Source organism: Enterovibrio qingdaonensis (assembly GCF_028683135.1).
Taxonomy (GTDB): domain Bacteria; phylum Pseudomonadota; class Gammaproteobacteria; order Enterobacterales; family Vibrionaceae; genus Enterovibrio; species Enterovibrio qingdaonensis.
On sequence record NZ_JAJUBB010000003.1, the window covers coordinates 153,935 to 179,295 of the forward strand.

The 25,361-nt window shown below is 44.5% G+C and carries 23 protein-coding genes; 12 read left to right on the forward strand and 11 right to left on the reverse strand.

Features of this window, described 5'->3' with window-relative positions:
* The first annotated feature begins 26 nt into the window (after nucleotides 1-26).
* The 5 genes from rlmKL (at nucleotide 27) to rmf (ending at nucleotide 6,523) form a co-directional block, all read left to right on the forward strand.
* On the forward strand, nucleotides 27-2,168 hold the full coding sequence (gene rlmKL / locus LRP49_RS05555) for a bifunctional 23S rRNA (guanine(2069)-N(7))-methyltransferase RlmK/23S rRNA (guanine(2445)-N(2))-methyltransferase RlmL (protein ID WP_274140796.1): 2,142 nt from the start codon (nucleotides 27-29) through the stop codon (nucleotides 2,166-2,168).
* Nucleotides 2,168-2,422, forward strand: coding sequence for a glutaredoxin family protein (locus tag LRP49_RS05560; RefSeq protein WP_274140797.1), 255 nt, complete (start codon nucleotides 2,168-2,170; stop codon nucleotides 2,420-2,422). Before rlmKL ends, LRP49_RS05560 begins: the two co-directional genes overlap by 1 nt.
* Nucleotides 2,409-4,328, forward strand: coding sequence for an ATP-binding cassette ATPase Uup (gene uup / locus LRP49_RS05565; RefSeq protein WP_274140798.1), 1,920 nt, complete (start codon nucleotides 2,409-2,411; stop codon nucleotides 4,326-4,328). Before LRP49_RS05560 ends, uup begins: the two co-directional genes overlap by 14 nt.
* Nucleotides 4,328-6,187, forward strand: a complete 1,860-nt coding sequence (locus LRP49_RS05570) for a DUF3466 family protein (RefSeq protein ID WP_274140800.1) — start codon at nucleotides 4,328-4,330, stop codon at nucleotides 6,185-6,187. The genes uup and LRP49_RS05570 overlap by 1 nt, the downstream gene beginning before the upstream one ends.
* A gap of 165 nt (nucleotides 6,188-6,352) precedes the next feature.
* Nucleotides 6,353-6,523: a ribosome modulation factor gene (rmf, locus tag LRP49_RS05575; RefSeq protein WP_078752376.1), complete on the forward strand. Its 171-nt coding sequence runs from the start codon at nucleotides 6,353-6,355 to the stop codon at nucleotides 6,521-6,523.
* A 253-nt stretch (nucleotides 6,524-6,776) separates the two neighbouring features.
* Here the strand turns inward: rmf and fabA are convergent, their stop codons facing one another.
* Together fabA and LRP49_RS05585 are read right to left on the reverse strand one after the other, a co-directional pair.
* Nucleotides 6,777-7,295 carry a bifunctional 3-hydroxydecanoyl-ACP dehydratase/trans-2-decenoyl-ACP isomerase gene (gene fabA, locus LRP49_RS05580; protein ID WP_274140802.1) on the reverse strand — a complete coding sequence of 173 codons (519 nt, stop codon included), beginning with the start codon at nucleotides 7,293-7,295 and terminating at the stop codon, nucleotides 6,777-6,779.
* Between the two features lie 63 nt (nucleotides 7,296-7,358).
* Entirely contained in the window at nucleotides 7,359-9,029 is a 1,671-nt protein-coding gene (locus LRP49_RS05585) for a Lon protease family protein (RefSeq protein WP_274140803.1), read from the reverse strand.
* A gap of 264 nt (nucleotides 9,030-9,293) precedes the next feature.
* Here LRP49_RS05585 and matP point away from each other — a divergent pair, with 264 nt between their 5' ends.
* The 5 genes from matP (at nucleotide 9,294) to LRP49_RS05610 (ending at nucleotide 13,478) form a co-directional block, all read left to right on the forward strand.
* Nucleotides 9,294-9,743, forward strand: a complete 450-nt coding sequence (matP, locus tag LRP49_RS05590) for a macrodomain Ter protein MatP (RefSeq protein WP_274140805.1) — start codon at nucleotides 9,294-9,296, stop codon at nucleotides 9,741-9,743.
* A 10-nt stretch (nucleotides 9,744-9,753) separates the two neighbouring features.
* Complete coding sequence (locus tag LRP49_RS05595) at nucleotides 9,754-10,044, forward strand: DUF3634 family protein (RefSeq protein ID WP_274140806.1); 291 nt, start codon at nucleotides 9,754-9,756, stop codon at nucleotides 10,042-10,044.
* Nucleotides 10,041-10,454 carry a PPC domain-containing DNA-binding protein gene (locus LRP49_RS05600; RefSeq protein WP_274140808.1) on the forward strand — a complete coding sequence of 138 codons (414 nt, stop codon included), beginning with the start codon at nucleotides 10,041-10,043 and terminating at the stop codon, nucleotides 10,452-10,454. Before LRP49_RS05595 ends, LRP49_RS05600 begins: the two co-directional genes overlap by 4 nt.
* A 286-nt stretch (nucleotides 10,455-10,740) precedes the next feature.
* Entirely contained in the window at nucleotides 10,741-12,840 is a 2,100-nt protein-coding gene (locus LRP49_RS05605) for a marine proteobacterial sortase target protein (RefSeq protein ID WP_274140810.1), read from the forward strand.
* Nucleotides 12,840-13,478: a class GN sortase gene (locus tag LRP49_RS05610; RefSeq protein ID WP_274141193.1), complete on the forward strand. Its 639-nt coding sequence runs from the start codon at nucleotides 12,840-12,842 to the stop codon at nucleotides 13,476-13,478. The genes LRP49_RS05605 and LRP49_RS05610 overlap by 1 nt, the downstream gene beginning before the upstream one ends.
* A 424-nt stretch (nucleotides 13,479-13,902) precedes the next feature.
* Here the strand turns inward: LRP49_RS05610 and LRP49_RS05615 are convergent, their stop codons facing one another.
* The 3 genes from LRP49_RS05615 to LRP49_RS05625 form a co-directional block, all read right to left on the reverse strand.
* A complete protein-coding gene (locus LRP49_RS05615) occupies nucleotides 13,903-15,096 on the reverse strand; it encodes an acyltransferase family protein (protein WP_274140811.1) in 1,194 nt (397 codons plus the stop codon).
* Between the two features lie 212 nt (nucleotides 15,097-15,308).
* Nucleotides 15,309-15,797, reverse strand: coding sequence for a type II secretion system protein (locus tag LRP49_RS05620; protein ID WP_274140813.1), 489 nt, complete (start codon nucleotides 15,795-15,797; stop codon nucleotides 15,309-15,311).
* A 255-nt stretch (nucleotides 15,798-16,052) separates the two neighbouring features.
* Nucleotides 16,053-16,796 (reverse strand): hypothetical protein, encoded by a 744-nt coding sequence (locus LRP49_RS05625; protein WP_274140815.1) that lies wholly within the window; start codon nucleotides 16,794-16,796, stop codon nucleotides 16,053-16,055.
* 243 nt (nucleotides 16,797-17,039) lie between these two features.
* Here LRP49_RS05625 and LRP49_RS05630 point away from each other — a divergent pair, with 243 nt between their 5' ends.
* On the forward strand, nucleotides 17,040-17,345 hold the full coding sequence (locus tag LRP49_RS05630) for a hypothetical protein (RefSeq protein WP_274140817.1): 306 nt from the start codon (nucleotides 17,040-17,042) through the stop codon (nucleotides 17,343-17,345).
* Between the two features lie 3 nt (nucleotides 17,346-17,348).
* Here LRP49_RS05630 and LRP49_RS05635 read toward each other — a convergent pair whose 3' ends face one another.
* Complete coding sequence (locus LRP49_RS05635; protein WP_274140818.1) at nucleotides 17,349-17,552, reverse strand: hypothetical protein; 204 nt, start codon at nucleotides 17,550-17,552, stop codon at nucleotides 17,349-17,351.
* A 236-nt stretch (nucleotides 17,553-17,788) separates the two neighbouring features.
* On the opposite strand from LRP49_RS05635, the gene LRP49_RS05640 reads away from it, so the two are divergent.
* The gene (locus tag LRP49_RS05640) at nucleotides 17,789-18,145 is read left to right on the forward strand and encodes a hypothetical protein (RefSeq protein WP_274140819.1); all 357 of its coding nucleotides are present in this window, start codon (nucleotides 17,789-17,791) and stop codon (nucleotides 18,143-18,145) included.
* 21 nt (nucleotides 18,146-18,166) lie between these two features.
* Here LRP49_RS05640 and LRP49_RS05645 read toward each other — a convergent pair whose 3' ends face one another.
* The 5 genes from LRP49_RS05645 to LRP49_RS05665 form a co-directional block, all read right to left on the reverse strand.
* Nucleotides 18,167-19,498, reverse strand: coding sequence for an ISNCY family transposase (locus LRP49_RS05645; protein WP_274141194.1), 1,332 nt, complete (start codon nucleotides 19,496-19,498; stop codon nucleotides 18,167-18,169).
* Nucleotides 19,499-19,904: 406 nt separating this feature from the next.
* A complete protein-coding gene (locus tag LRP49_RS05650) occupies nucleotides 19,905-21,413 on the reverse strand; it encodes a hypothetical protein (protein WP_274140820.1) in 1,509 nt (502 codons plus the stop codon).
* 205 nt (nucleotides 21,414-21,618) lie between these two features.
* Nucleotides 21,619-22,197: a PqiC family protein gene (locus LRP49_RS05655; RefSeq protein WP_274140821.1), complete on the reverse strand. Its 579-nt coding sequence runs from the start codon at nucleotides 22,195-22,197 to the stop codon at nucleotides 21,619-21,621.
* Nucleotides 22,194-23,867 (reverse strand): intermembrane transport protein PqiB, encoded by a 1,674-nt coding sequence (gene pqiB, locus LRP49_RS05660; protein WP_274140823.1) that lies wholly within the window; start codon nucleotides 23,865-23,867, stop codon nucleotides 22,194-22,196. Before pqiB ends, LRP49_RS05655 begins: the two co-directional genes overlap by 4 nt.
* Nucleotides 23,868-23,875: 8 nt before the next feature.
* Nucleotides 23,876-25,195: a paraquat-inducible protein A gene (locus LRP49_RS05665; RefSeq protein WP_274140824.1), complete on the reverse strand. Its 1,320-nt coding sequence runs from the start codon at nucleotides 25,193-25,195 to the stop codon at nucleotides 23,876-23,878.
* Between the last annotated feature and the right edge of the window lie 166 nt (nucleotides 25,196-25,361).

The following is a 25,361-nucleotide window of genomic DNA, read 5'->3' on the forward strand; positions in this document are numbered from 1 at the left end:
CGCAACATTCCTCAGTATCCATATCCATGAATCAATATTTAGCAATTACCTCCCGCGGTCTTGAAAACCTGTTAGCAGAAGAACTAGAACAATTGGGCGCAAGCAGCGTAAAAGCAGTAAACGCCGGTGTTCGTTTCCGCGCGGATGAAAAAACCCTTTACACGTGCTGTTTATGGAGCCGCACGGCATCGCGTTTTATCCTCGTTTTGAGTGAGTTCGCTGTTCGCGATGACATGGACCTGTACCTCGGTGCGACGGCGATTAACTGGCCTGAGTACTTTAGCGAAAACAAACGTATTGTCGTTGACTTTAACGGTACGAATAATGAAATCCGTAATAGCCAATACGGCGCATTGAAAGTCAAAGATGCAATCGTTGACCGCTTTGTAAAAGCCGACCTTGCTCGTCCTAGCATTGATAGAGAGCAGCCTGATCTTCGTATTCACATGCGCCTTTCTAGAGAGCAAGGCTTACTGGGTATCGACATGGTAGGTAGCGGTCTTCATCAGCGCGGCTACCGTACCGAAGCAGGTGCGGCACCGTTACGTGAAACGAACGCTGCTGCATTGGTTAAAAAGAGCGGATGGACATTTGATAAGCCTCTGCTCGATCCAATGTGTGGTTCAGGCACCTTGCTGATTGAAGCGGCAATGATGGCTGCACAAGTTGCACCAGGCCTAAAGCGTAAACGTTGGGGTTTTGAATCTTTGCGTTCATTTAAACGTGAAGATTGGATGGAAGTGCATGCTGAAGTGACCTTCAAATCTAAGAAAGGACCAGCTAACTGTGAATCGCGTTTCTTCGGTTTCGATAACGATCGTCGCGTATTAGAAACAGCCAAGGCTAACGCACGTCGTGCTGGTGTTGGTGATCTTATCCAATTCGAATTGGCAGATGCCGCAGATTTGACGAGACCAGAAGGTTTTGAAGAGGGCGTTATCATTTGTAACCCGCCTTACGGCGAGCGTTTGGGTACAACACCTGGTTTGATCGCACTATATACCCAACTGGGTGTGCAGTTGAAAACGCAATTTAAAGGTTCTGTTGCATCTATTTACTCGGGCTCAGACGAATTGTTGAGCTGCCTGAGAATGCGCGCAGAGAGCACCTACAAGCTACGAAATGGTGCGCTTGATTGTGTAATGAAAACCTATCAAATCACTGCACGTGGTGAGGTGACAACGTCACAAGATGGTCAGCAAGTTGCTGCTCCAGTGGCAGATGTCGCGCCGGAGTTTTCTAACCGCCTTCGTAAGAACATCAAAAAGCTTGAGAAGTGGGCTAAGCAGCAGAGCATTGAATGCTACCGTCTGTATGATGCTGACCTGCCTGAATACAATGTGGCGATTGACCGCTATGCAGAGCAAATTGTTATTCAGGAGTATGCGCCACCTAAGACTGTACCTGAAGAGAAAGCACGTCGTCGTTTGCTTGATGTCGTTCGCGCAACGATCACCGTAACCGGTGTGAATGCGAATAACGTGGTATTGAAGACGCGCGAAAAGCAAAAAGGCACGAGCCAATACCAGAAGCTAGGTGAAGCTAAACGTTTCATGCAAGTTCAAGAGTACGGTGTAAAGCTAGAAGTTAACCTTCAAGACTACCTAGACACCGGTTTGTTCTTGGATCACCGCTATACCCGTAAGATGCTTGGCGAAAAAGCGAAAGGTAAAGATTTCCTTAACCTGTTTGCTTATACCGGTACGGCAACTGTGCATGCAGCAGTCGGTGGGGCAAAATCAACAGCGACCGTTGATATGTCTAAAACCTATTTGGCATGGGCTGAGCGTAATATGAAGCTTAACGGTAAAGTTGGGCGTCAACACCAGTTCATCCACGCAGATTGCCTGAAGTGGCTTTCAGAAGAGAAGGGACAGTACGACCTTATCTTTATCGATCCTCCAACGTTTTCTAACTCAAAACGCATGGAAGATACGTTCGATGTCCAGCGCGACCACATCAAACTCATGACGGATTTGAAGCGTTTGCTGCGTCCGAATGGCGAAATCGTGTTCTCAAACAACAAACGTCATTTCAAAATGGACATGGAGCAGTTAGACGTGTTGGGCATGAAAGCGCAAAACATTACTAATCGTTCTATCCCAATGGACTTTGAACGAAACAAGCACATCCATAACTGTTGGATTATCACTCACAAGGAAGGTTAATGGGCTTAGTCCTTTACAGCACGGAAGGCTGTCATCTTTGCGAAGATGCGAAGGCATTGTACGAAGCAGTGGGTAAAACCACTGCTTTACACATTGTAGATATTGCCTTCGATGATGAACTCTTTTCTCGTTACGGTGTCACAATACCCGTACTTTCTCATCAAAATAAAAGCGGCTCAGTTGTCGATGAACTGGGTTGGCCCTTTGATTATCCCGAATTAGAAACTTGGTTAGTGAAACATGGCATTAATTAATATCACCAACGCACAATTGGCGTACGGAGATAACCCTCTTCTTGATCATGCAGAATTTGTTCTTCAACCTGGCGAGCGTGTCTGTCTTGTAGGCCGAAATGGTGCTGGTAAGTCGACGATGATGAAAGTCATCCATGGCACCGTACAGCTGGATGATGGAAGTGTCCTTCGTCAACCCGACTTGAAGGTTTCTCGTCTTGAGCAGGATCCTCCGCGTGATGCAGAGGGGACGGTCGTTGATTACGTTGCCGAGGGACTCGCGGAAGTTGGTGCACAACTTAAGGCATACCACGAACTATTGGTTTTGATTGAATCGGATCCGAGCGAAAAGAACATTAATCGCCTTTCCCGTGTTCAAGAGCAACTTGATCATTCAGGTGCTTGGCGTTTTGAAAACCAACTGACAACAGTGCTTGAAGCACTGAAATTAGACGGCTCTAAAAAACTGTCTGAACTTTCTGGTGGTTGGCAGCGTAAAGCGGCACTTGCGCGTGCGCTTGTCTGTGAGCCTGATGTCTTGCTACTTGACGAACCGACTAACCATCTGGATGTTGCAACCATTCTTTGGTTGGAAAACTTCCTGAAGGATTTCAAAGGGGCCATTATTTTCATCTCGCACGACCGTGCATTTATTCGTTCAATGGCGACCCGCATCGTTGATTTAGATCGCGGTAAGCTTTCATCTTGGCCGGGAGACTACGAAAAGTATCTGGAAGGTAAAGAAGAGATGCTTCGCGTCGAAGCGGAGCAAAATGCGGAATTCGACAAAAAACTCGCACAAGAAGAAACGTGGATCCGCCAAGGTATCAAAGCACGTCGTACACGTAATGAAGGGCGTGTAAGAGCACTAAAACAGCTTCGTCGTGAACGTTCCGAAAGGGTAGACGTTCAAGGTAATGCCAACATCCTTCTTGATGAGGCGGTGAAGTCAGGCAAGATTGTCTTTGAAGCCGAAGACATCAATTACCAGTGGGACGGTAAGAATCTGATCAATGACTTCAGCTTTAATGTTATGCGCGGTGACCGTATTGCGCTGATAGGTCCTAATGGTTGCGGTAAAAGTACCTTGTTGAAGCTTATGCTTGAGAAGCTTGATCCTCAATCTGGCAAATTCCATGTCGGGACCAAGCTTGAAGTTGCCTACTTCGACCAGTATCGAGAAAAGCTGGATCCAGAAAAAACCGTTGTCGACAACCTGGCTGAAGGTAAGTTAGAAGTTGAAGTCGGTGGTCGTAAGCGTCACGTATTGGGCTATCTCCAAGATTTCCTGTTCCACCCACGTCGTGCACGCACACCTGTAAAAGCACTGTCTGGCGGCGAGAAAAACCGTCTGTTACTGGCGCGTATTTTCCTCAAACCTTGCAACCTTCTGGTGCTCGATGAACCAACGAACGATTTGGATATCGAAACGTTGGAACTTTTAGAAGAATTGCTTGCCAACTATCAGGGTACTTTATTGTTAGTGAGTCACGATCGTCAGTTCGTTGACAATACGGTTACTCACAGTTGGATCTTCGAAGGTAACGGACTTATCCGTAAGTTTGTTGGTGGTTATCATGATGCAATGCAGCAACGTGAGAATTACATAAAGACAGTTGAAGCCGAAATTCCAAAAGTAAAAGAAGTTGTCCAAGTAGAAGAGCCTAAAAAACAAGCTAACAGCAGTAAATCAGGCAAAAAACTGTCTTATAAGTTGCAAAGAGAGCTAGAGGCACTTCCACAGCAGATTGAAAACCTAGAAAATGCTATCGCGCAATTACAGGAATCGGTGAACGATCCTGCGTTCTTCCAACAAAGCAACGAAGAAACGCAGTCAGTTTTGCAGAAACTCAGTGATGCTGAAGCAGAATTGGATACCGCGTTTGAGCGCTGGGAAGAACTCGAAGAAATGCAAAAGGAATCGTAATGCAGTTCAATACATTCAAATTATCAGCGATCGCTTTGGCGATCGCTAGCCTGCCAACCGTTGCTAATGCAGCGGTTTATACAGTAGACAGAGTGGATAACGCGTCAGCGTCAGAATCCGCAAAAGCGACAGCTATTTCTCCAAATTCATCGTCGGTGGGCTACGAGGTTCTCGCGGGTCCAGAGGGTATTGATTACACTCAAGAAGTCCCATTTTACGTCGACCAAGAACACTTTATTAACAGTGTGGAAGACCTGACAAACTACTGTGAGAATAGGCTTGGATACGCAACCTGTGGCTCTTGGGCTGATGAGCAGTGGTACGGCATTCAAACTTCTGGCGAAATATGCAATTCTGAAGATCACGATGCTAATGTCTGTGTTGGTGGTATAAAGGACGAGATTGATGCATGGACGGAAGGTTATACCAGTAATAGTAAAGCTTTCACGTCTGCTCAGGTAAATCCTTTTGGCGACAATGGAGTAGCGAACCCGCCTTCGGGCAGCAAAAATGCCGGCTCGACTAACGTTGTAATCAATCAGGTTGATGACTCTGGCACAGCGGTTGGCTCATCAAGCAGTCCTTACTACCAGTCATCTAACTACGCTCGTGCATTTCAATTACGCGGATTTACGGGGTCAACGGAGTTGCTTCCACCTACTGGCAGTAGTCAGGTAATCAGCACCATTGGTCAAACCAACGCGAATGGCTCCATCGATCTGGGGGCAGGGCGTGTTATAACATTCGGTTCAGCTTCACAGTTTAATATGGCTGACCCAGGGAACGAAAATAAATCGCCTGAAGGGAGTGGTGCTAATCTCTCTACCTGTTCTACAACCGCCGACTACACAAATCGAGCTTGTCAGTATTTCGAATTCGCTAATCAGGCGTCGGTGTGGGTGTCAGACTATTCAAACCCTGCCTATGCACATGTAATGGCAGACTTTCCTAACGGACAACAACACAACGAAGAAACTGCACAGGCTTCTGTTAAGGGGGCTGCATTTGTAAGTGCCGCGACCTCCCCAACGATGGTGGGTTACAGCACGTATAATAATGATGGCTTTTTTACCCGTGCGGTTAAATTTACGCCAATTGCTGACGCAGATTTTTCTACATGTATCGATGACCTTGAGACCAATACCAGCAAGCGTTGTTGGACAATGGCAACCATTCCAAACATTGACGTCAGAAACGGAAACAACGATATAATCTATAGCTACACGGTAGCCACAGATATCAACACTGATGGTGTTGTTGTTGGTGTTGTTAAAAACCAAAACCCGCAAAATGGCTCCTACGCTGAAAACATCTTTGTTAACAAGGGCAACAGCACGACTGTGTTGCAATCAGGGCAAAGCAACCTGTTCTTCTATGGCTACAATGCTACGGCAGCGAGTATCAACAATAACAATGAGCTTGTTGGTAAGGTAGATGTTGAGAACGTTCAAGATCGAATCCGCAAGCAGCGTGGTTATATTTATTTGAACGATGGCGCAACGTACTTAGCTTCCACCTTCAATAATACACGTGGTTGGTTACTTGATGACCTAACGAATGACGGGAATGCTTCTGGTGAAGCGAACAAATATCGAATCGCAGAAGCTTTTGATATCAATGATAAAGGTGATATTTCAGCCTCAGCTTTTTACTGTGCACCTGGCTATAGCTCGACAGCGCAAAATGCACAATGTATCGAAAACGAGCAGCTGGTGGCGGTGAAATTGACCCGTAACAATAGCGGCACAATCACACCTCGAACGGAAATCAATGAGCCAGTTAAGCGCAGCGGTGCCAGCTTTGGCCTGCTCGGTTTGGGCTTGCTGGTAGTGGGTGGGTTCTGGCGTCGTAAAAAGTAGTAAACATTTTTGGCTCATCTTCACAAATTTTTAGTGGATGAGTCATTTCTGGCTTGATTAATTTTCGACCATGTTTGAATCTTATTAAGTACGATTCATAAAAGATCAACTTGAATGCAATCGTACTGTAGAGAATCATCCACCTAAGGATAAGAGGGCGGAAATATGAAGAGACAGAAGCGAGATCGTTTAGAGCGAGCACAAGCCAAAGGCTATCAAGCTGGTATGAGCGGTCGATCCTCTGAAACATGTCCCTATCAAGCCACGGACGCGCGAAGCCAATGGCTAGGAGGCTGGCGCGACGGCAGAGATACTAAAGCCACATCCATGAAATGATCCCATTTTTCCAAACTATTTAAGCCCCGAAAGGGGCTTTACTTTGTAATATAATGCACTATAACTGCATGAAAAGACTTCAGTTATTAGCACGTCACGTAGTAATAGAACTATGTTGTGCTGGTTTATACATCCGAACCTTTAAACCCACGAATAAATGACTGGTCATCTACGTTGGTGTTTCGCGAGGGAAGTTTTCTCTGGGCATAAAAAAAACCGCCTAGAGTAGGCGGTTTCTGGAAGTATTCTGTTTTTAGAACGATGAGGTATCTTTAAACAGACCAACCTTCAGGTCTTTTGCTACATAGATTTCTTTACCATCTACTAGCACACGACCGTCAGCCAAGCCCATTACCAACTTACGGTTGATAACGCGCTTCATTTGGATTTCGTACGTCACTTTCTTTGCTGTTGGCAGGATTTGACCTGTGAATTTCACTTCACCAACACCCAAAGCGCGACCTTTACCTTCACCGCCCATCCAGCCTAGGAAGAAGCCAACTAGCTGCCACATCGCATCCAAGCCCAAACAACCGGGCATTACAGGATCACCAGGGAAGTGGCAATCAAAGAACCATAGGTCAGGAGTGATGTCCAACTCAGCAAGGATAAAACCTTTATCAAAATCACCGCCTTCATCTCTGATGTCCGCAATGCGATCCATCATCAGCATGTTAGGGGCTGGAAGTTGAGGACGACCTGGTCCAAACAGCTCTCCTTGGCTTGAAGCTAAAAGGTCGTCTCTGTCGTATGAGTGGCGTTTCATTAGCATTATACTGCTCCTGCGAAAAGATAGGAGCAGATTAGCGTACACGTGTACGCTAAACAACTCGGATCAGTGGTGGTTTAACCAGTTTTTCAGCTTATTTATTAATGATGTGTGACGATGCTCACCGTGGTGAAAAACGTCTATCCGATTTGCAATTTTATCGAGAAGTGTTTCAGTTTCGCTTTCTTCATCACCACTGAAAGGTAGACCTGTGATTAGTGGGAAAGCTTCCTCAACGTTATCTACGGCCCAGATATGGAAATTACCTTCACGAATAGCGTCTGCGACATCACGGTTCAAACACAGTGCGTCTAGGTTGGTTTTCGGTAAGATAACGCCTTGCTCACCCGTTAAGCCACGGTGTTCACAGATGTGGTAGAAACCTTCAATTTTCTCATTGATGCCACCAACCGCTTGCACGCGACCAAACTGATCGACGGCACCGGTAATCGCAATACTCTGATTAATCGGTGTTTGAGACAACGCACTGACAAACGCACACAGCTCTGCAAGAGACGCACTGTCGCCATCAACCTCGCAATAAGACTGCTCGAATACAATAGACGCGGAGTAGGGTAAAGGTTCATCCAAGTCCAGCGCGGCACTGACAAATGCCTGCATGATCATCATGCCTTTTGCGTGAATGTTACCGGCTAGCTCTGCTTTACGCTCTACATCTGAAATATCGCCATCACCGAAGTGGACGACACAAGAGATACGGGCGGGCTCGCCATATGCCATAGGATGTCCTGGCATTTCGATAACCGTTAAGCCATTAACCTGACCAATGTGCTCACCACGGGTATCAATGAAGACTTGTCCTTTGTGAATGTCATCTACTGCACGCAATGGGAGATAGGATTCACGATAGTACTTCGCATCAATTGCCGTCTGCACATCATCTTCAGTGATTTCGGCGCCTGTCGCTTGGAAATCAGCTTCACGAAGTAGACTTTGAATCCACAGTGGGCAAAGCGGCATACGTGACTGATCTTCACTGTAACGTGCACCAGCCTGCATGAAGCGTTTTGCTGCCCCCGATGTTAGAGGCTTAAGGCGATAGCGTTCTTGGAAGCCTTTCAGCACTGACAGGTAGTTTTCTGTGGTGTCTTCAGTCAGGTAAAGATCTTGTTCGTACTCGGTATAGATAGCCAACTTGTGTAATTCAGGCTCACCAGACTCAAAGTCCGCCATTAGTGAACGGTCGCCAAGAATTATAACGCGCACTGACATTTGCTCTGGCTCAGGCATCTCGCAGTAAACGTCAGGTTTTGCACTTTTCCATGGAAGCACATTTGTAGAAAGTGCTGATTTTAGACGGCTCCACATATTCGGATGGCTAACGATAGAGGTTAGCGAGACGAGCAATACACCGCCATTCGCTTTGTGAAGCAGACCTTCCACCTTTCGTGACGTTGTCACATCATTTGCGTTGGGATAAACTGTGCCAAATAGTTGTGCCTCATCAACAAGTTCGGCTTCAACAACAGGCATACCTGAAGAAGAGGTACATTCGTCGACAACAGATTTCAGAATAGAAAAGTAGTCTGCGACATCAGGGGCGGTTACGAGAAGCAAACGAGGGAAGTGATGCTCGTGAACAAGTCGTTGAACACTGTTTCTTAAGCGTGGTTGTAACGCACACGGAAGAGCTGATTTGAGTGAAGCGTAATTTTCAATATGCTGCTCAACGTGAGAAAACTGAGGAACAACGGACTGCCAGGATACTTCTTGCATACGTTTGGGATTCAACTTTGAATTAATCGTCATTGCCGCAAGTATAAAGGAATCTGTAGCTGCAAAATAGCGAAGATAAGCACCTGTAAGAAATCGAGAAACGCAGCGGTGGCAAAGCAGGCTAATACGTATCGCAAATTCGACGCAAAGAGAACAGTGATCGCAATATTTCCTCAAAGCGGTTTGATTAAAATATCATCTACTGTTACGCTGTAACTGTATTTCAACGTGAATTTGGCTCTCAACAATAACAATCGAGTTATTATGAAATATCAACAACTTGAAAATTTGGAAGCGGGTTGGAAATGGACCTACCTGGTTAAGAAGCATAAAGAAGGCTTTAACGTCACGCGTTATGTGGATACCAGTGAGATAGATTTGTCAGTGAAGGCGTTATTATCATTAGAGCATGAGCCGACAAAAGTTATCGAATGGATTCAAGAAAACATGTCTCCGGCACTTGATGTGAAGTTAAAACAAGCGATACGTGCTAAACGCAAGCGTCACTTCAATGCAGAACAAGAACATACGCGCAAAAAATCTATCGACCTTGATTTTCGCGTATGGGAGAAACTATCAAGTAAAGCGCAGGATCTTGATGCCACGCTTTCTGACACCATCGAATACCTGCTGTCAGAAGCGAATCGTTCTAAAAACGCCAACAAAAAAGTTGATGCGCTGAAAAAAGATCTCAGTAGTTTGTTAGATTTGTAAGGTAAAGAGTATGGAGTACTTTCTTTTAGCCAGTTTTATCGCGCTATTTATCTTTATCGCTATCGACCGACCTATCGTATTTATCCAGTTTAAAGATGGCGAGCTAGTCAAGAAGAAAGGGAAGATCCCGCACGGCTTCCTTAATGATTGTACAGAGATAAACAAGCGAACACCTTTTAATGGCACGATTAAGGTGTATAGAAATCGATTTAACCCTGCCAAGCTTGTGTTGTCGAAAAATATCGATCACAAAATACAGCAGCGAATCAAGAACGTTTTCCCGCATAAATCTTTCAAATGAACCCATCTGTTTTCCCTGTCGCCTTTCGCTTAACGCGAGGGGCAGACCTAAAGCTCTCCATTCAGTCCGCCGTTCACCAACATAACATTCATGCAGGCTGCGTTGTCTCGTTAGTCGGTTGCCTGTCCACCTTGGTCATTCGTCTAGCAGACGGCGATACGACAAAGACGTTCAATGAACCGTTAGAAATCCTCTCTGTATCGGGCTCACTGACCCCAGATCACGTCCATTTGCATATAAGTGTGACAGATACGGAAGGTCGCGTATGGGGCGGTCATTTGATGGAAGGAAGTATCGTTAGTCATACCGCAGAAGTGTGCTTACTGTCTTTTTCGAGTTATCAGTTCAGCCGTGAATATGATGGGACGACAGGATATACCGAGCTTCTTATCAATAAATCAGAGAGTTAAAAAAACACACTGACGCTATTCAGCTGAGTGAATAAAAAGGCGGTAGCGTTAGAAAAATCTCGGGAAAATAAAAACGTTACTGATAATATACTCAAATAAGTGAATATTTGGTTCATGTTTGTTGTACGATTCCTGTCAGTGTAATCACCTCTAATGCACTATAACTATATGGTTGTGCCTGCCATTTTGTTGCCATATTTTGCCTTAATCCATCATTCTGAAACCCTCAACCCGACAGATTGATTTGTTTTAATTTGGCCATTCAAATGAAACGCGAGATTGGCAAATGTACTCACTCAAACTATTCGGCGTTCGTTTTACCGGGGCTCTAGGGGATTGGAGCTTGGCCGTTGTGCTCACCTTTGTTCTGTGCGCATCCGTACAGGCAACAGAGAAAGATAACGGACTTTATCTTCAGCCTGTTAGCGAGGAAATCGGTCAATGGACACAAGCACCACAGCTTTCAACTGATGCCGACATGGTCATCAATGGCATCGTAAATCGTGCGACAGTTACGCAAGCTTTTACCAACCCAACTGAACAATGGGTTCATGCCCGTTATGTTTTTCCTCTGCCGCAGAATGCATCTGTAGACAGGCTGTATATCCGTGTGGGTGAGCGAATAATCGAAGGGGAGATTCAGCCTAAGCAAAAGGCGAGAGATCAGTTTGAGCTGGCGGCAAGTCAGGGTAAGAAAGCCTCATTGATTGAGCAGCATCGTTCTAATTTGTTTTCGACTGCAGTTTCTAACATCGCGCCTGGTGAAACCATTCACGTCACTATTGAATATCAGGAAATCGTGGCTTATCAAGATGGCGAGTTCAGCCTTAGATTCCCAACTACATTCACGCACCGTTATGTTCCAACAACACAGAGCTCACCATTGCTGGTGGACGAAACCTTGGTCGTAAATCGTCTACAAAATGGGTGGGCAATTCCGAACAGTCGCGTGCCTGATGCCAACGCCATTACACCAGAGCAGCGAGATCCAATGCTGGAGGATCCGATATCGTTCAACCTTTCAATTGATATCAATATGGGATTGCCCATTGCGGATATTAACAGCGATACCGCGTCTCTTAACATCACCGAGATCTCGCCGTCACGCTATAGCGTTTCATTGAGTGAGTCGGATATTGCCAACCGCGACTTCGTGCTTTCGTGGTCACCACAGTCAGGCTCTGAACCCGCCGCGGCTATGTTTATTGAAAATAGAGAGGATGCGAAATATGGACTGCTAATGATGGTGCCTCCATCAGTTAACACCGAGCCATTAAAGAAAAACACTACATTTGTTCTCGATGTATCTGGATCAATGTACGGCGAAGCGATAGAGCAAGCGAAAGAGGCGGTGATTTACGGCTTGAGCAAACTTGGCCCAGATGACCACTTCAATATTATCTATTTCAACGATCAGGCATACCGAATTTCTGACACTCCGTTACAGGCCTCACTTTCGAATATCGGATTAGCAACACATGTCGTCGAGCAACTAAACGCCGACGGGGGAACTGAAATGCTGAGTGCAATCGATGCCGCATTCTCAATTCCGACCTTGCCGGATGCACTCAATCAGATTGTTTTCGTAACCGATGGCGCAATTGCTAACGAAAGCGAACTCTACACGGAGATTAATCGTGGATTAGGGGACCGACGATTATTCACGGTGGGCATCGGATCTGCGCCAAACACGTCATTCATGCAACGCGCTGCACTTGCGGGAAAAGGGACATTTACGCATATAGGTAATTTAAACAACGTCAGCAAACAACTTGAGCGACTTTTCCAAAAGCTATCCAGCCCTGTATTGCATAGTCTTAGCATGACGTGGGAAGACGGCTCAACAATCGACGCATGGCCAAACCCAATACCCGATTTATATTCACAACAGCCTCTAGTACAAGTGTTTCGATTTGATGGTGAAAACAAGATGATGAGCATATCTGGTCGGTTGCAAGATAGTGAATGGAAGCAGGATATCGACACCACCACGATAATGCCCAGTGAAGCCTCAGGGCTAAATGTGCTTTGGGCAAGAATGCAAATCGAAAGTGTACGCTTAAATCCCGCAATCGCAGACAGTGTGAGAGAAAAGACAATCACTGACTTGGGTCTTAAACACCACATTGTGACCAAGTACACCAGTTTAATTGCGATTGAAAAAACGCCAAGCAGACCGGCAGAAAGTAATGCTGAAGTGCATGTCATAAAGCCAATGCCACCTAAAGGAAGCCAATCAACGTTGTTGCAAAGTGGTCTGGGCAGCGACAGAGACCTCTACTTGGGGCTGTTTTTGCTGATTATGAGCCTTATTGGGTTCACAACAATGAAGTACAAAGGTGACCACGACCGTACACAAGTGATCAAACAGGGAGCGATGATGTGATGAAGTCCGTCAAACTTGCTTGTTTAGTTCTATTGGTTCTGGGAGTGTTTTTTATGTCACAAGGACTCTTTATTAAAGCGAAAGCGCACCTAGCACAGTATTTGATCAGTCAGGCATGGGATAAGCAACAAAACAGTCGTCAGAATGAAAAGCCTTGGCCATGGGCGGATACCTTTCCCATCGCCAAATTGAGTTGGGGAGAGAGTACTGAGCAAATGGTGCTTTCTGGTGCTAATGCAAGGAATCTGGCCTTTGGTCCCGTGCTTCAAATGAATACTGCGCAACCTGGGCGAAGAGGGAACGTGGTTATTTATGGCCACAACGATACACACTTTTCTTCATTAGGTGCGGTTGCCATAGGTGACCAAATTAAACTCGAAACCAAAGTCGGGACACAAGTCGTCTATGAGGTGTCATCCGTTCATGTTGTTGATGAGTCCGAAACGGTTTGGGTCGATGACTTAGGGGATAACCGATTAACGCTTGTCACGTGCTATCCGTTCAATGATGCTCACGTTAACGGTGAAGAACGCTACATCATTGTTGCGCATCCTGCCTTTGATATTGCCGACTTTAGTGACTTTTCATTTGGTATCGGCGGAACGTTCAATACAAATGTAGGAGGACAATACCTATAGCTATAACGCACTATAACTAATGTGTGGTATGAAAACATATCCGCATAAGAGGGTTAAACCCTTATCGAGATAACTTCATTTTCTGCTGATTGTAACGCCTATATTTCAGGCAAAAAAAAAGGACGCATATGCGTCCTAATGGGAGGTAAAAGAGACAGAAATATTGTTTTATTTTAAAGCAGATTCAGTACGCTTAAATGTTCGGTAACTCATTAAAAAAACACAACTTACTAAGCCCGCCGTTCTGTTAAGATAAACTTAGTACATAGGGCACGTACTACAAGATTAAGGTTCAAATTTTCGAGCTCGGTTCCTGAAAAATGTAACTACAAAATACGGTAATTACATTGGTGCGTGGCATCTAAAAAACCGAAGGATCATAAGAGAAAAAAATGCCTGACGATCTCAGGCAATTTTTGTGCATCTAACTGACTTGGTTGGAGTCCAATTCAACGTGTTTATTCTTACCTACACGCCTCAACGCTTTTAGTGCCGGTCGTTCAATAAACCGATATGTCAGCGTCGATAACGCAATAAGAAATGCCGTGAACAAAACCATCGACAGTGCCAGATAATAGCCCGTCGTTTGTTCATACCACCATGACAAAAACTCAGGCGCAAGGTAGTTAACGACTTCAACCCCGACCAACAAGACCACGGCATGCCATAAATACAAAGAGTAGGAAATATCACCGAGGAAGCGTGTCGCTCGGTTGTCAAAGATAGCCAAAAACAATGAACGACGTTTCTCTTGATTTGCACCAAATAGAACAAGCAATCCAAAAAGCGCATAAACCATCACGCCTTGCTGAATTGATGCGCCTGCATGTAGCAAATAAATCATCGCCGCGACAATCGAAAACATGACTACGTCATTGTTTGCTAGTCGTTTAACGAGAGTAGGGAGGTTAACCATACTTAGCCACATACCGAGTGTGAATCCACATAGTGCGCGGAACAAGGCTTGTGGGCCAGACGTTAAATCGATAGTGCCGTGAGTTGTCGCCATGCTGTAGAGCAAAAACAGCATTAAGATGGGCAACCAAACTCCGCGTTTTGCACCGTGGGGAACCATGCACACAATAACCGGAAACAGCATATAACTTAGCCACTCGACGCTAAGCGACCAAGCGGGGAAGTTCCACGTTAACGCTGAAGAGGCATCGAGACTTTGAAGTAAAAACAAGTTCGACATCAGAGTTTGTGGGACATTGTAAGGCCCTTGGAACGCTGGGATGCCGCTTAATCCCCAATACTCTAATAACGGGCCACCGTAGAATAAGATCCCATTGAAATATTTGAATGTTTCCCACAGCACCAAAACGGCAATTGTCACTAGAAACAACGGGTAGATACGGCTAAACCTAAGCCACATAAACTGTCTCCAGGCTTTAAAACTCAATCCAGAAGTAAATGAATCTCGGTAGACGTGCATCATCACGAAGCCACTGAGTATGAAAAACAGATCAACCCAGATAAAACCGACTTCAAGAAACAATGTATGGCTGGCAATTTCGTCTCTGAACTGCGGAAAGAGAACAAGACGCGCATGAAAATACGCTACGAATAACGCAGCAAACCCGCGGATGGGGGTAAGTAAAGGCAACTCCTGTCGCATACTATTTCCTTACGTTTGAGTGAATGAGAAATAGCGGAAACAGAGTATTCAATCAAAGGCGCAAGACAGGGCGTATGTTGCTTATTTTAGGGATGTATTTCAGCGTTCAAATGAAAAAGTGCGACTGGCCAAACCATATGTATAACGTGCAGACCGCTTATTTACAGAGTCTTGTGATCACCCTAAGGCGCGAGTTATTAAACGACTGCGCGTTAGCAGTCGTCGTCTTCAACCTCAAACTCTGCATCGTCATCATCGTCATCATCGTCGTCAGATTCGGGTGGTTCATATTCGAAATAGCACTCCACATCTTCATCGAGATCTCTAAACATAACCACGAATCCGCCGTCTTCGTCACGCGTATCTTCATCAGATGCGATGCGAAAGTTGCTACCCAATGACACCAATGCATTTACTTGATCTTGTAGCCGATTGTTTCTGCGAGAAAAGATAGGGTAGTTGTCATGACCAACTTTTATGGTCTCACCGTTAATCGTTAACTTATCAGTCGCGCCAGCCATCATAGCTTGCGTTCTGAACATGGTAATCGCCGATTCCACTGCAGAAGCAACATTCTCTAGTGATGACGCTCGACTGTCGCTAACAATAGCGATAAAACGTGGTACAGCAGTAACTGAGAGAATGGTCAAAATCGCGACAACGCAGACGATTTCAACGAGAGTAAAGCCTTGGTGTTTCATGATGGTGTGGCACGAAAAAAGTGGTGCGCGATATTACTGTGGTATTGGCCTAAAAGCATCAATTATTCATGCGTTTAGTGAATATATTTGCGATCAAATATAACCAAACGTTTGCGTAATCGATTGGGGGAACAGTATAAGTATAGGCTGGCAATGTTTGCTAGGATGCGTATCTTGATAATAAAGCTACACTCCGACTTCTCAAATACAGCAGATTGATTTAACGGTTAAAAGAAAAACGCCGTTAGGCGTTTTTTACTCTGCAATTAAATCTTTTCTAGATAATGACTGTCCCGCAAGGCTCATTAGTTTGATATTGTTACCTAGAGTTTTACTTTCTTCGATATAGTCTAGCGTTAGCCCATTACCATCTGCGACTCGAATTATGGCTTTACCGTTTTCGGTAACAAATATTGAGGTCATATTGCTTGCTTCAGAGTTACCCAAAGCCCTTGAAAAGAAGATAGATAACAACGTTAACATCACACATAGAAAAATCGTTTTGCCATGTTCAGACTTAACTAGAGATGCTAATCCAGAACTGTTGTCGCATTCAACTTGAGTATCTAACCACCGTTCAAGTTCCTGATCATACTTAGAGTTTGATTTTTTAGTATCCAGAAATGGGGGGATTACATCGAACAGCAGTAATCCGAAAGGAAAAACAACTAGATAGATGAGATAGCCTAACCCTTCAAAACCTATAATTAAAAAAGCAATTGAGCTAGAAATCATGAAACCATGCTTACTTATAAGCCGTTTTAATGCGTCTGATTTAGCTAAAGGTTGTATAAATAGTAGTGCATGGTGATACACAAATATCACTATACCAATAAATAGAAATAACTTACCACCGGTGATTACAAGCCTATCCAAAGACACTGAAACAAAGTCCATTGGTATACCAAAGTAGCTAAGATAGCTCATCTCATAATTAAAGACAGAAATGTAAACTAACCCTGTCAAGGCAAGTACAACAATAGCTTCTTGTCCTAGCATATTTTTTGCGTTCAAAGTAACCTCAAGATAGGGGGAATGGAATAAAAGCATGATAACACGAGATTAATCTGTATGTTGTACCCTAAGTTGAAATGTCACTTTGTGGTTTGTGGGTAAGTGGAAGGTATCGCTGAGTTTGGGTTGAACAGATCCGTTAACGATTAGTAAACTGTCCTGTCTGATTTTTCATTCATAGAGGATAAAAATGTCTATAGTGAATAAAAACAGACTAGGGGATACAACATGCACGTAGATTTAAGCAACATCGATAAAGATAGACTGTTCGAATTCGTTACGTGGGCGAAAAATCAGAAAAATATTGAAATGATGAAACTTGAACTGCATGGACGTAATTTGAAGGCAAGAGTTTTGCCTGAAGTCTATGAGAAAATCACGGGCGATACACTGTCTGAAAAGCTTTTCTCCCAAGATTTACGCTTAAATATCGGCAATCAAATGATCACAACTGATTGGCGCAATGTTGACCAAGAGAATGTGGTTAACCTATTAATTAACGACTTGAGAATAAATATATCCCGAGTGCATTAATATTTAATCTAGTACTGGGTTACGACCAATAGTTCTTACCTGCGCCCGACGTTTAGAGACCAGTCCTTCGATACCGGACTGGCGATACTGATTCATTAGCCGTTTAACCAACAGAGCAGCAGCATCTTTGCGTCGAAGGCGATGGCAACAAATATCACGGATAAAATCAGCGCGATCAATTTCTTTGTCACTCATGGTTATCAACATCTCGTGTATCCCTTGGCCAACCTTTGTGCAAAAAGACTAGCTAAGGGGGACATTTGAACTTTGCTTAAAAGTGACATTACTAAAGAGTTCTAACACTCTCTGTCAATCCTAAGTTGAAATGTCCTTCTTTTTTCAAAGTGAAAATGTCTCTTTTTGAGTGAGTGAAAGGTATTGTATTGGCTTGATCTGGTAATATGAATGACCTAATTAAGTGAAACCCTTCATGAGGTTTTGGGATGGAAATCAACACGATTCTGGCAATGCTTGGTGGTTTAGGCGTTGGCAGTTTGCTAAATACCTTTTTTGGTCACGTTACAACCCAAAAAGCAAAACAAAATGACCGTCGTTATGAAGAAAAGAAAGCGGCTCACATCGGATTATTGAACGCGCTGCATGATGCAGCTGTAAAGCCCTCAAATGAAAACTCTAAAGCATATGCGTTATGGCAAACTAAGTGCCAGATCTTTGGCTCGTCAGATGTGTCAAAATATGCACAAGAAATTGTTGATACAAATGATTGCCCCAGAGAACTTCGTGATAAAGCATTTAATCTGTTGCTAGACGCGATTCGTAAAGACCTCAACAACGCTTGAGAAAAGGGGTTATCGTAGCCATTACTTTGTCTTGGTATCCATTAGCACAGGATTGATGTTTTGAAGTCTTGTTAGCTCACGCCGTTGGGCTCGTCGCTTGGGCCCACTTTTGCTTCTTTCTCTTTTCTCGGCTTTTTCAAGTTCTTCTTGTTTCTGCTGCGCAAACCTAAGCACGTTGCCAAGGCGTTTATTATCAACAACTTGCCCTTGATCTACTTTTTCTAGTTTATCGAATGTGCGGAAAGTTAATTTCCTTTCGCCGTATTTGACTGCGATACGTCCATCAGGGTAATCGAGGACTAAAACGTTCTCGCGAACAAGGCGAGTATTTTCTTCTGTATCTTCAATTAAATACAAAACCTTGTCATATTGAAATGTAAGCGAGCCGGAGAGTTTACGTACTTCTTGCCAAGAGAATATATCATCCAATTCTTCAGCTGTTTGCTGCACCTTGCGGTGCATGTCTTTAGGGAATTTGGCAGCTTTCGCAAACCGTTTGTTAAAGTCGGCAATGAAGTAGGGCAGCCACTCATTCGCATCCTCGATATTACTAATTCCTTGTAGCCGCATTTCCTTTAGTAAGCGGTCTTGGAGCGTTTTGTTTGCACGTTCAACACGTCCTTTTGCCTGAGAGCTATTTGCGCAGATAAGTTCGATATGAAGATCTTTCAAGACGCGGCCGTATTGCGTTGGGTATTTTGATTCTATAGCGTTTTTATTGCTGGCATGGAAAATGGAGTGGCGATCGCTGTAAAAAGCCGTTGGCTTACCACGGCGTTCTATATAAGCCCGAGTTGCCATCATGTAATCAAACGCTGATTCCGTTTCACTAAAACGCAAGTTCATCAAGCGGCCAGTGGCATCATCAATAAACACCAATAAGCAACACTTCGGACTACGACCTTCAAACCAATCATGGTGTGAGCCATCAATTTGGACTAATTCGCCAAGGCAATCACGACGTTGGCGGGGCTGGTAAACTCTAGGTTGTCGCTGAGCATGCGGCACCCAAAGGCCGTCAGAAATCATCCATTGCCTAAGCGTCTCTAAAGATACCGATAACTGATGCTTCTCTAACAGTTTTTCATGTGCCAGGCTTGGGCCAAAATCTGGGTATAAGCGACGTATTAGAGAAAGTGCGCGAACACGAACGTTATCATCAATACGATTTGATGATGGCTTGCCACGATTACCGTGAGCTAAAGCTGAAGGACCGTGCTGCCGATAGGCAGTTATTAGGCGTTGTAGCTGGCGATAACTTAAGGAAAGCATCTCGGCGGCGTCTTGACGTCTTAATCGTTTTTCGCTGGCGTCACGCACAATGGCTAATCGATCAAGTTCGAGACGACTCATAGTGATAAACATCCCAACATCTCCAAGAAAAATGGTGTCTACAAACTGTAGGCAACAAGGACATTTTTACTTGGGAAAATTAGGACGTTATCGCTTTGGGATTACACTCTCAGTGCGCATTATCTATCTTATGTTAAATGGGATATGCCGGTACGTGAAATGTGGCTCTCTACTGCCTGCGATGACCCTTCTTTCTTCTTTAAAATCAGTCTATTAAACGTAATTTCTATTTACCATAAAGTATATAATTACCAGCTTATCAATAAGCAGCCACTAAACATGGTTTCCTGTCTGCTTATTTATCTACTGACAATTATTTGGATTGGCGGCGACTTAGCACTTGGCGTGTTTTGCGTGATTTGAAAAAAGCCCCGGACTTCCGAGGCTTTTGGTTTTATGCGGGCAATCAGTAGTAATTAAACTTTTCTGCGAGAGCTTGTTTGATCTCGTTGAAATGGTTGTAGTATTTTTCCTCGGCAATCTTCGTGGCCACGGTGATCGGCTCTGCCGTCTCATCGAACGACTCGCGCTGCGTCAGCATTTGAATATCATCTTTATTCAGAAAGTTAGATAGATTTGCCACGAGTTTGGCATCTTTTGTATCAAGGACAACGATTTGCAGTGTATCGTCAGTGATCATTCCATCTGTGCTTAGATTCCCTTCGTCATCGATATCGCTGAACTGCGTTGCCTTCTCAAGGTCTTTACGCGCGAGATTCGCTAGTACTGGCAACGCCTTTTCTGCGCTAAAGACATGGTATTCTTTTTCAAATGAGAACTGCGGTAAACCGTCTTTCTCCTTTAGCTCGTTGATAATATCGTAAAGCTTGGATTGAGCTCGGCTGAGAATGTTGCTCCTAATAGGCTGCCACTCTTTGTCGCTAGCGTCATACGCGCCGTTTGTTTGATGGTCTAGTCTGTTGTGTGCGTTATATACCGCTGACGTCAATTTACGCTCATTTCCACCGTACTTGTTTGAAGCAAGAAGCTCAGATTTCTTTAGTTCACGCTTCGCAATGGTGACCAGTTCGCGCGCTTCGCTTAGTTTAAGTGCTACGTCGTCCATCGCTTTCTGGTGTTTAGTTAGAATAGCCTCATATGCAGAAGCCTGCGACTCAGAGAAACGATACATGTCATCAGTACTGTTGTTTGTTTTTACGTAGTGACACTGTTTTGTGCTTTCGAAGTAAACACCGTAGTCAGCGTACTTTGAACCCTCGATTTTTTCACAAGAACCATCCTTTTCCGGTTCGCTTTCTCTGTAAGATGTAAAGAAGCGCACTTCTTTTAGTGGCAATACAATTTCATTGTCGATGACAAACTGCTTAGCTTCCGCTTCCAAAATGGCGTACTGAGTTCGGAAATTCTCGACACTCTTAGTCACGTGCTTGTTTGCGTTAACTAGTTTAGTTTTCGACGGCGCAACGGCGTCTTTATATTGTTGTAACTGTGACTCCGCCTCACTGATCCCTTTGATAACTTCAGGGTATTTCTCTGCTGCGTATTGGTCTAATTTCGTGTCATAGAGCGATGTATAAAACCCAATGAACTGATTGTGTGTTTTCGTGGCGTCTTCAATTGCAGTCAAATACGATGATTTTTCTTCACTGGTAAGAGCGAGTGTTTCGATGCCCGCTTTCATTGCGTTCAACTGCTCAATCGCTTTCTGTGACTCTTCGACACTGTGTGACAGCATAAAGTCTTTCTTCGTTGTTAACGTTTGCGCGACTTTTTGGAAATGCTCTGGGTCGAACATGGTGTCTTTTGCGTTGGAAAATACATAAAGCGTTGAATCTTCATAGTCAAAATCTTTACCCAAATTCACTTTCGTATCTGAACCACAGCCTGTTAAAGCAAGTGCAAAGCCCGCTGCAATTGTTGACTTAGCAATCATCATCGTTTTCTTGAATTCCATTTTTACCACTCTTGGATTTGTTAATGCGAGCGGATTATGGCTGACTCCCCTATTGATTTTAATTGACGCTTCGACGTTCAAATTACGCAAATTAATTTCAAATTTAATTCAAAAAAAAGCGGCCTGAATGTGTATTCAGGCCGCTTTGAAATCCGTCACTAATGAATGAAGCTACAACATTCGGCTAGCTCACTAAGGCCTACGCTTATTTTCTTAAAACATCGGCTATTTCAACCGACAAACCCGTTAACGCTCGCCCCAACGCAGCGACCAGCGCAGGATATCCTTCCTGAGATAAAGGTTCATTAATTTCAAACCCTTGAGAAGTGACAATGTCACCTTCATTATTGAGAATAGACCAATCTCCGGCAAAGGTTGCGTCACCTTCATAATTACCATCGAACCGACTCACATTCACCTCTAATGTCATTCGGCCTAACCCATTCAATGCCGGTGTTGGGAGTGCTGGCCACTTGTCTAAGTGCTGCTTTTTTAATTCTGCTGTTAGTCGTTCCGAAATCTGATTGGCAATGTCTTCACCCCATAGGTTGTATTGCCCAATCACCACTTCATTTTTAGCGGTACGATACGCGATGCCATTGCTTGATGTGAGGTATTCGGCGACGTTGACTGGCTGAACAATTAAGATGGGCATGTCTTTATTGTATTTAATGGTGGTTGTATCCACTGCTGGCAACAGGTAATTGGTAGTCTTAGGTACATCTGTGCTGCTGCAAGCGACAGTAAGCATGGCCAAAAGACTCAGTGCGGCGATACGCTTCATTTGTGACTCCCTTTTACTGGAACCGGATCCCCTTCCGGATTTTCACCAAAGATCAATGCATCAGGTTTTTGGTTGAGTTTTTTCATTAATGGTCCGAATTCATCCATCGCGTCATTGAAGCTCTTCATGGTGTCTTGAAGTTGTTGATAAGAAGCCGAATCAGGACTAAACCCTTTCAACGTTATTTGTAGTTGCTGAAGCGTTTCGCGTATTTCTTTGGGTAACTTCTGCGTTTCGTCTTTTTTGGCTAAGTTATCAAGACGTTTTAGCAGCGAATCGAGCTCTTTTGCTGCGTCATTGACCGTACCTATTGTTTGCTGTGTCGTTTTTAGCGTGCCGTCCAAAGATGTCAGCACGTTTTCTACAGGTAGGTTATTCAGCTTATTAAGAATGCTGCCTATTTGACGTTGGAATTGCACAAAATCGCCTGAAACCGTTGGGAAATTCCGATAGCCGCGATAGCTTTTTTCATAGTTTTTGTCGACTTCATCTTTATAGAAGTCGGTGTCAATATATAGCGCACCGGTGAGTAAGTTCCCTGTTTTTAATGTCGCACGAAGGCCATTCTTAAACTCGTTGTCAAAATCCTCAATCAACTCTTCTGCGGTAATGGTCAGTGTCGGCTCCAATATTCGCTCTATTTCGATATGAATAAGCACGGGGATCTGTTTTGATGCGAATCCATGCTTTTTATCGTTCAAATGCAGCGGCACTTTCTCAACGGTCCCTATTCGTATGCCTCGATACTCTACGGGTGCGCCATGGTTCAACCCCCTAACAGATTCTCCAAACAAGAGCGCGTACTCTAAATAGTTATCGTACATCTGTTCTTGAACTTGCTTGATGTCATCAAACAGCCTGAAGCTTGTCATCTGTTCTGTAACAGGATGGCCAGAAGGTTGACCGTTAGGCACAGCGAATGTCACTCCGCCACTGATGAGCGATTCCAATGAGGCGACTTCAACGTCAAATCCTTGCGCATTAAGCTTAATGTTTAAGCCTGACGTTAACCAAAACCGTGTTTCGCTTCGTATCAGCGAATCATAAGGTTCGAACACAAACAGTTGGTAAGCCGCTTTTTGTTTTTCGATATCAAAACTGACGTTTTCCACACGGCCAACCGTGAAACCGTCAAACAACACCGGGTCGCCAACGGAAAGCTTGCCCGCCTTTTGTGCTGACAATACCACTCTCAACCCTTTGGCATCAGGAGGAGCCACAGGAGGCACTTCTAAAACGGTGAACGTATCTTCCGTTTCCTCAGACTGACCCGGCCGCAATGCGATATATGCGCCTGAAAGTAAAGTTTGTAGGCCGGACACGCCTTCTTTACCAATACGAGGTTTAACGACCCAAAAGGTTGAATCTTGCAACAGCATTCGGTTCGCATCTTTATCCATCCTTGCTTTTAGCACGATCGCTGAATAGTCGTCGTTAAGGGACACCTCTGTGACTTCACCAACCTTCACGCTCAGGGCCCGGATCTCTGTTTTGCCCGCTTCGATACCTTCCGCCGTTTTTACATACAAGGTAATCAGTGTTCCTTGGTTGCTTTGGTATTGATAAAACATCCAAATACCAATCGCTAACGATACGATAGGCAAGATCCATACGGCAGAAAATGAATGCCCTTTTTTGATTTTCGCTGTTATTTCTTCTTGTTCACTCATCTATCAACTCACGTAGGTTGAACAATCAAACGCTGATCATTATTTGGCATTGCTTTTTGATACGGCCCCCAGAATGTGCGTGGGTCGAACACCAACGCTGCGCACATAGTAAAAAAGACCACCAAGGCAAAATATAAGGCAGCTGGCCCAGGGCTAATGCTCATTAGCCCTTTCAAATTGACCAATGCAGACAGCAAAGCGACCACAAAGACGTCGATCATTGACCAGCGCCCTACTAACTCGGTAAATCGGTAATATTTGAGTTTTTTAAGTGCGCTGGCGTCGTCTTCATAGATATTTGCTCGTGAAGATCGAAGAAGCCAAATCATAATGAACATCTTCGTCATAGGTACGAAAACACTGGCGATAAAAATGATCGAGGCAACGGGGTAAGAGCCTAACTGCCACAGCAGAATAACCCCATCCATAATGGTCGACCGTTCTGTACTGCCAAAGCTGACGGTATACATCATCGGGTACAAATTGGCGGGAATATAAAAAATGATGGCACTGATCAGAAACGACCAACCCCAACTGTCATTAACATTGGGGTCGAAATGATGGAGCTTGGTACTACAACGACCACAATGGGTTGGAATGACATCTGAATCATGTGGGTTGATCTGATGGCACAGGCTGCATGCTGTATGGTTCAAAGATAAGTGCGTGTCACCTGATTTCACACTGCCTGTCGAGTATGACGGAAACAGGTTGTCCCACAGCCATGCTTTATCTATGGCGCGAGAGAACAAGACGACCAATGCGCTGTACGCAGTATAACTCCAAAATGCGCTGCCCAGCTTCACATCTGCCAGTGCTGCAATTTTTACCAGACTGACAATAACGCCAATAAGAAAAATATCGACTAGCAGCCAAATCTCCACGCGAAAGACCAAGCGACAAAGTCGCTTTGCCCAAGTCGCTGAAGTGAACGTTTTCTTTCCCTGCGATTGCTTTTCGGCGAGCACAAATAAGTAAATCACAATGATGATATAAAGTGCCGGCAAGAAAATAACCGTTGAGAGCAGCAACGCCGCGAGCGTGTTGTTATCGAAATGGCGAAACACTTGAAGTGCGTCAATCAATGAAATCTGGTGGCTGATCCCGCCTGCGCTAAAAGACATAAAGGGAAATGCGCAACTCAGCACTAACATCACAAGACAAGATATTCCGAATGCCGAAACCTTCGCCGTGCAATTCCCCACTCGCCTGACAAGTGTATGGCCACAACGCGGACATGACGCCTTTGTGCCGTTTTCCAAAGCTGGAAGCACGGAAACAAGTCCACATTCATGGCAAGCAATTAAGGAGGGTTCCACTTTCGTCATAGGGACACTCGTGACGGTATCAGCTCAGGTAATTATATGAAGCACAACCTATTGATGCGTCTTATCCCTGAATCAGTCTTAACAAAATAGACCGTTTCATCACTATCAAATGTCACCTAGCCCCCTTTCAGCCCGTGTTTTCGGCCTTCAACGCCAGATATTCATT

Bases quoted from the DNA above. Each gene is read 5' to 3' on its own strand.
- rlmKL (WP_274140796.1), top strand. From the start codon at position 27: ATGAATCAATATTTAGCAATTACCTCCCGCGGTCTTGAAAACCTGTTA.
- LRP49_RS05560 (WP_274140797.1), top strand. From the start codon at position 2,168: ATGGGCTTAGTCCTTTACAGCACGGAAGGCTGTCATCTTTGCGAAGAT.
- uup (WP_274140798.1), top strand. From the start codon at position 2,409: ATGGCATTAATTAATATCACCAACGCACAATTGGCGTACGGAGATAAC.
- LRP49_RS05570 (WP_274140800.1), top strand. From the start codon at position 4,328: ATGCAGTTCAATACATTCAAATTATCAGCGATCGCTTTGGCGATCGCT.
- rmf (WP_078752376.1), top strand. From the start codon at position 6,353: ATGAAGAGACAGAAGCGAGATCGTTTAGAGCGAGCACAAGCCAAAGGC.
- fabA (WP_274140802.1), bottom strand. From the start codon at position 7,295: ATGCTAATGAAACGCCACTCATACGACAGAGACGACCTTTTAGCTTCA.
- LRP49_RS05585 (WP_274140803.1), bottom strand. From the start codon at position 9,029: ATGCAAGAAGTATCCTGGCAGTCCGTTGTTCCTCAGTTTTCTCACGTT.
- matP (WP_274140805.1), top strand. From the start codon at position 9,294: ATGAAATATCAACAACTTGAAAATTTGGAAGCGGGTTGGAAATGGACC.
- LRP49_RS05595 (WP_274140806.1), top strand. From the start codon at position 9,754: ATGGAGTACTTTCTTTTAGCCAGTTTTATCGCGCTATTTATCTTTATC.
- LRP49_RS05600 (WP_274140808.1), top strand. From the start codon at position 10,041: ATGAACCCATCTGTTTTCCCTGTCGCCTTTCGCTTAACGCGAGGGGCA.
- LRP49_RS05605 (WP_274140810.1), top strand. From the start codon at position 10,741: ATGTACTCACTCAAACTATTCGGCGTTCGTTTTACCGGGGCTCTAGGG.
- LRP49_RS05610 (WP_274141193.1), top strand. From the start codon at position 12,840: ATGAAGTCCGTCAAACTTGCTTGTTTAGTTCTATTGGTTCTGGGAGTG.
- LRP49_RS05615 (WP_274140811.1), bottom strand. From the start codon at position 15,096: ATGCGACAGGAGTTGCCTTTACTTACCCCCATCCGCGGGTTTGCTGCG.
- LRP49_RS05620 (WP_274140813.1), bottom strand. From the start codon at position 15,797: ATGAAACACCAAGGCTTTACTCTCGTTGAAATCGTCTGCGTTGTCGCG.
- LRP49_RS05625 (WP_274140815.1), bottom strand. From the start codon at position 16,796: ATGCTAGGACAAGAAGCTATTGTTGTACTTGCCTTGACAGGGTTAGTT.
- LRP49_RS05630 (WP_274140817.1), top strand. From the start codon at position 17,040: ATGCACGTAGATTTAAGCAACATCGATAAAGATAGACTGTTCGAATTC.
- LRP49_RS05635 (WP_274140818.1), bottom strand. From the start codon at position 17,552: ATGTTGATAACCATGAGTGACAAAGAAATTGATCGCGCTGATTTTATC.
- LRP49_RS05640 (WP_274140819.1), top strand. From the start codon at position 17,789: ATGGAAATCAACACGATTCTGGCAATGCTTGGTGGTTTAGGCGTTGGC.
- LRP49_RS05645 (WP_274141194.1), bottom strand. From the start codon at position 19,498: ATGAGTCGTCTCGAACTTGATCGATTAGCCATTGTGCGTGACGCCAGC.
- LRP49_RS05650 (WP_274140820.1), bottom strand. From the start codon at position 21,413: ATGGAATTCAAGAAAACGATGATGATTGCTAAGTCAACAATTGCAGCG.
- LRP49_RS05655 (WP_274140821.1), bottom strand. From the start codon at position 22,197: ATGAAGCGTATCGCCGCACTGAGTCTTTTGGCCATGCTTACTGTCGCT.
- pqiB (WP_274140823.1), bottom strand. From the start codon at position 23,867: ATGAGTGAACAAGAAGAAATAACAGCGAAAATCAAAAAAGGGCATTCA.
- LRP49_RS05665 (WP_274140824.1), bottom strand. From the start codon at position 25,195: ATGACGAAAGTGGAACCCTCCTTAATTGCTTGCCATGAATGTGGACTT.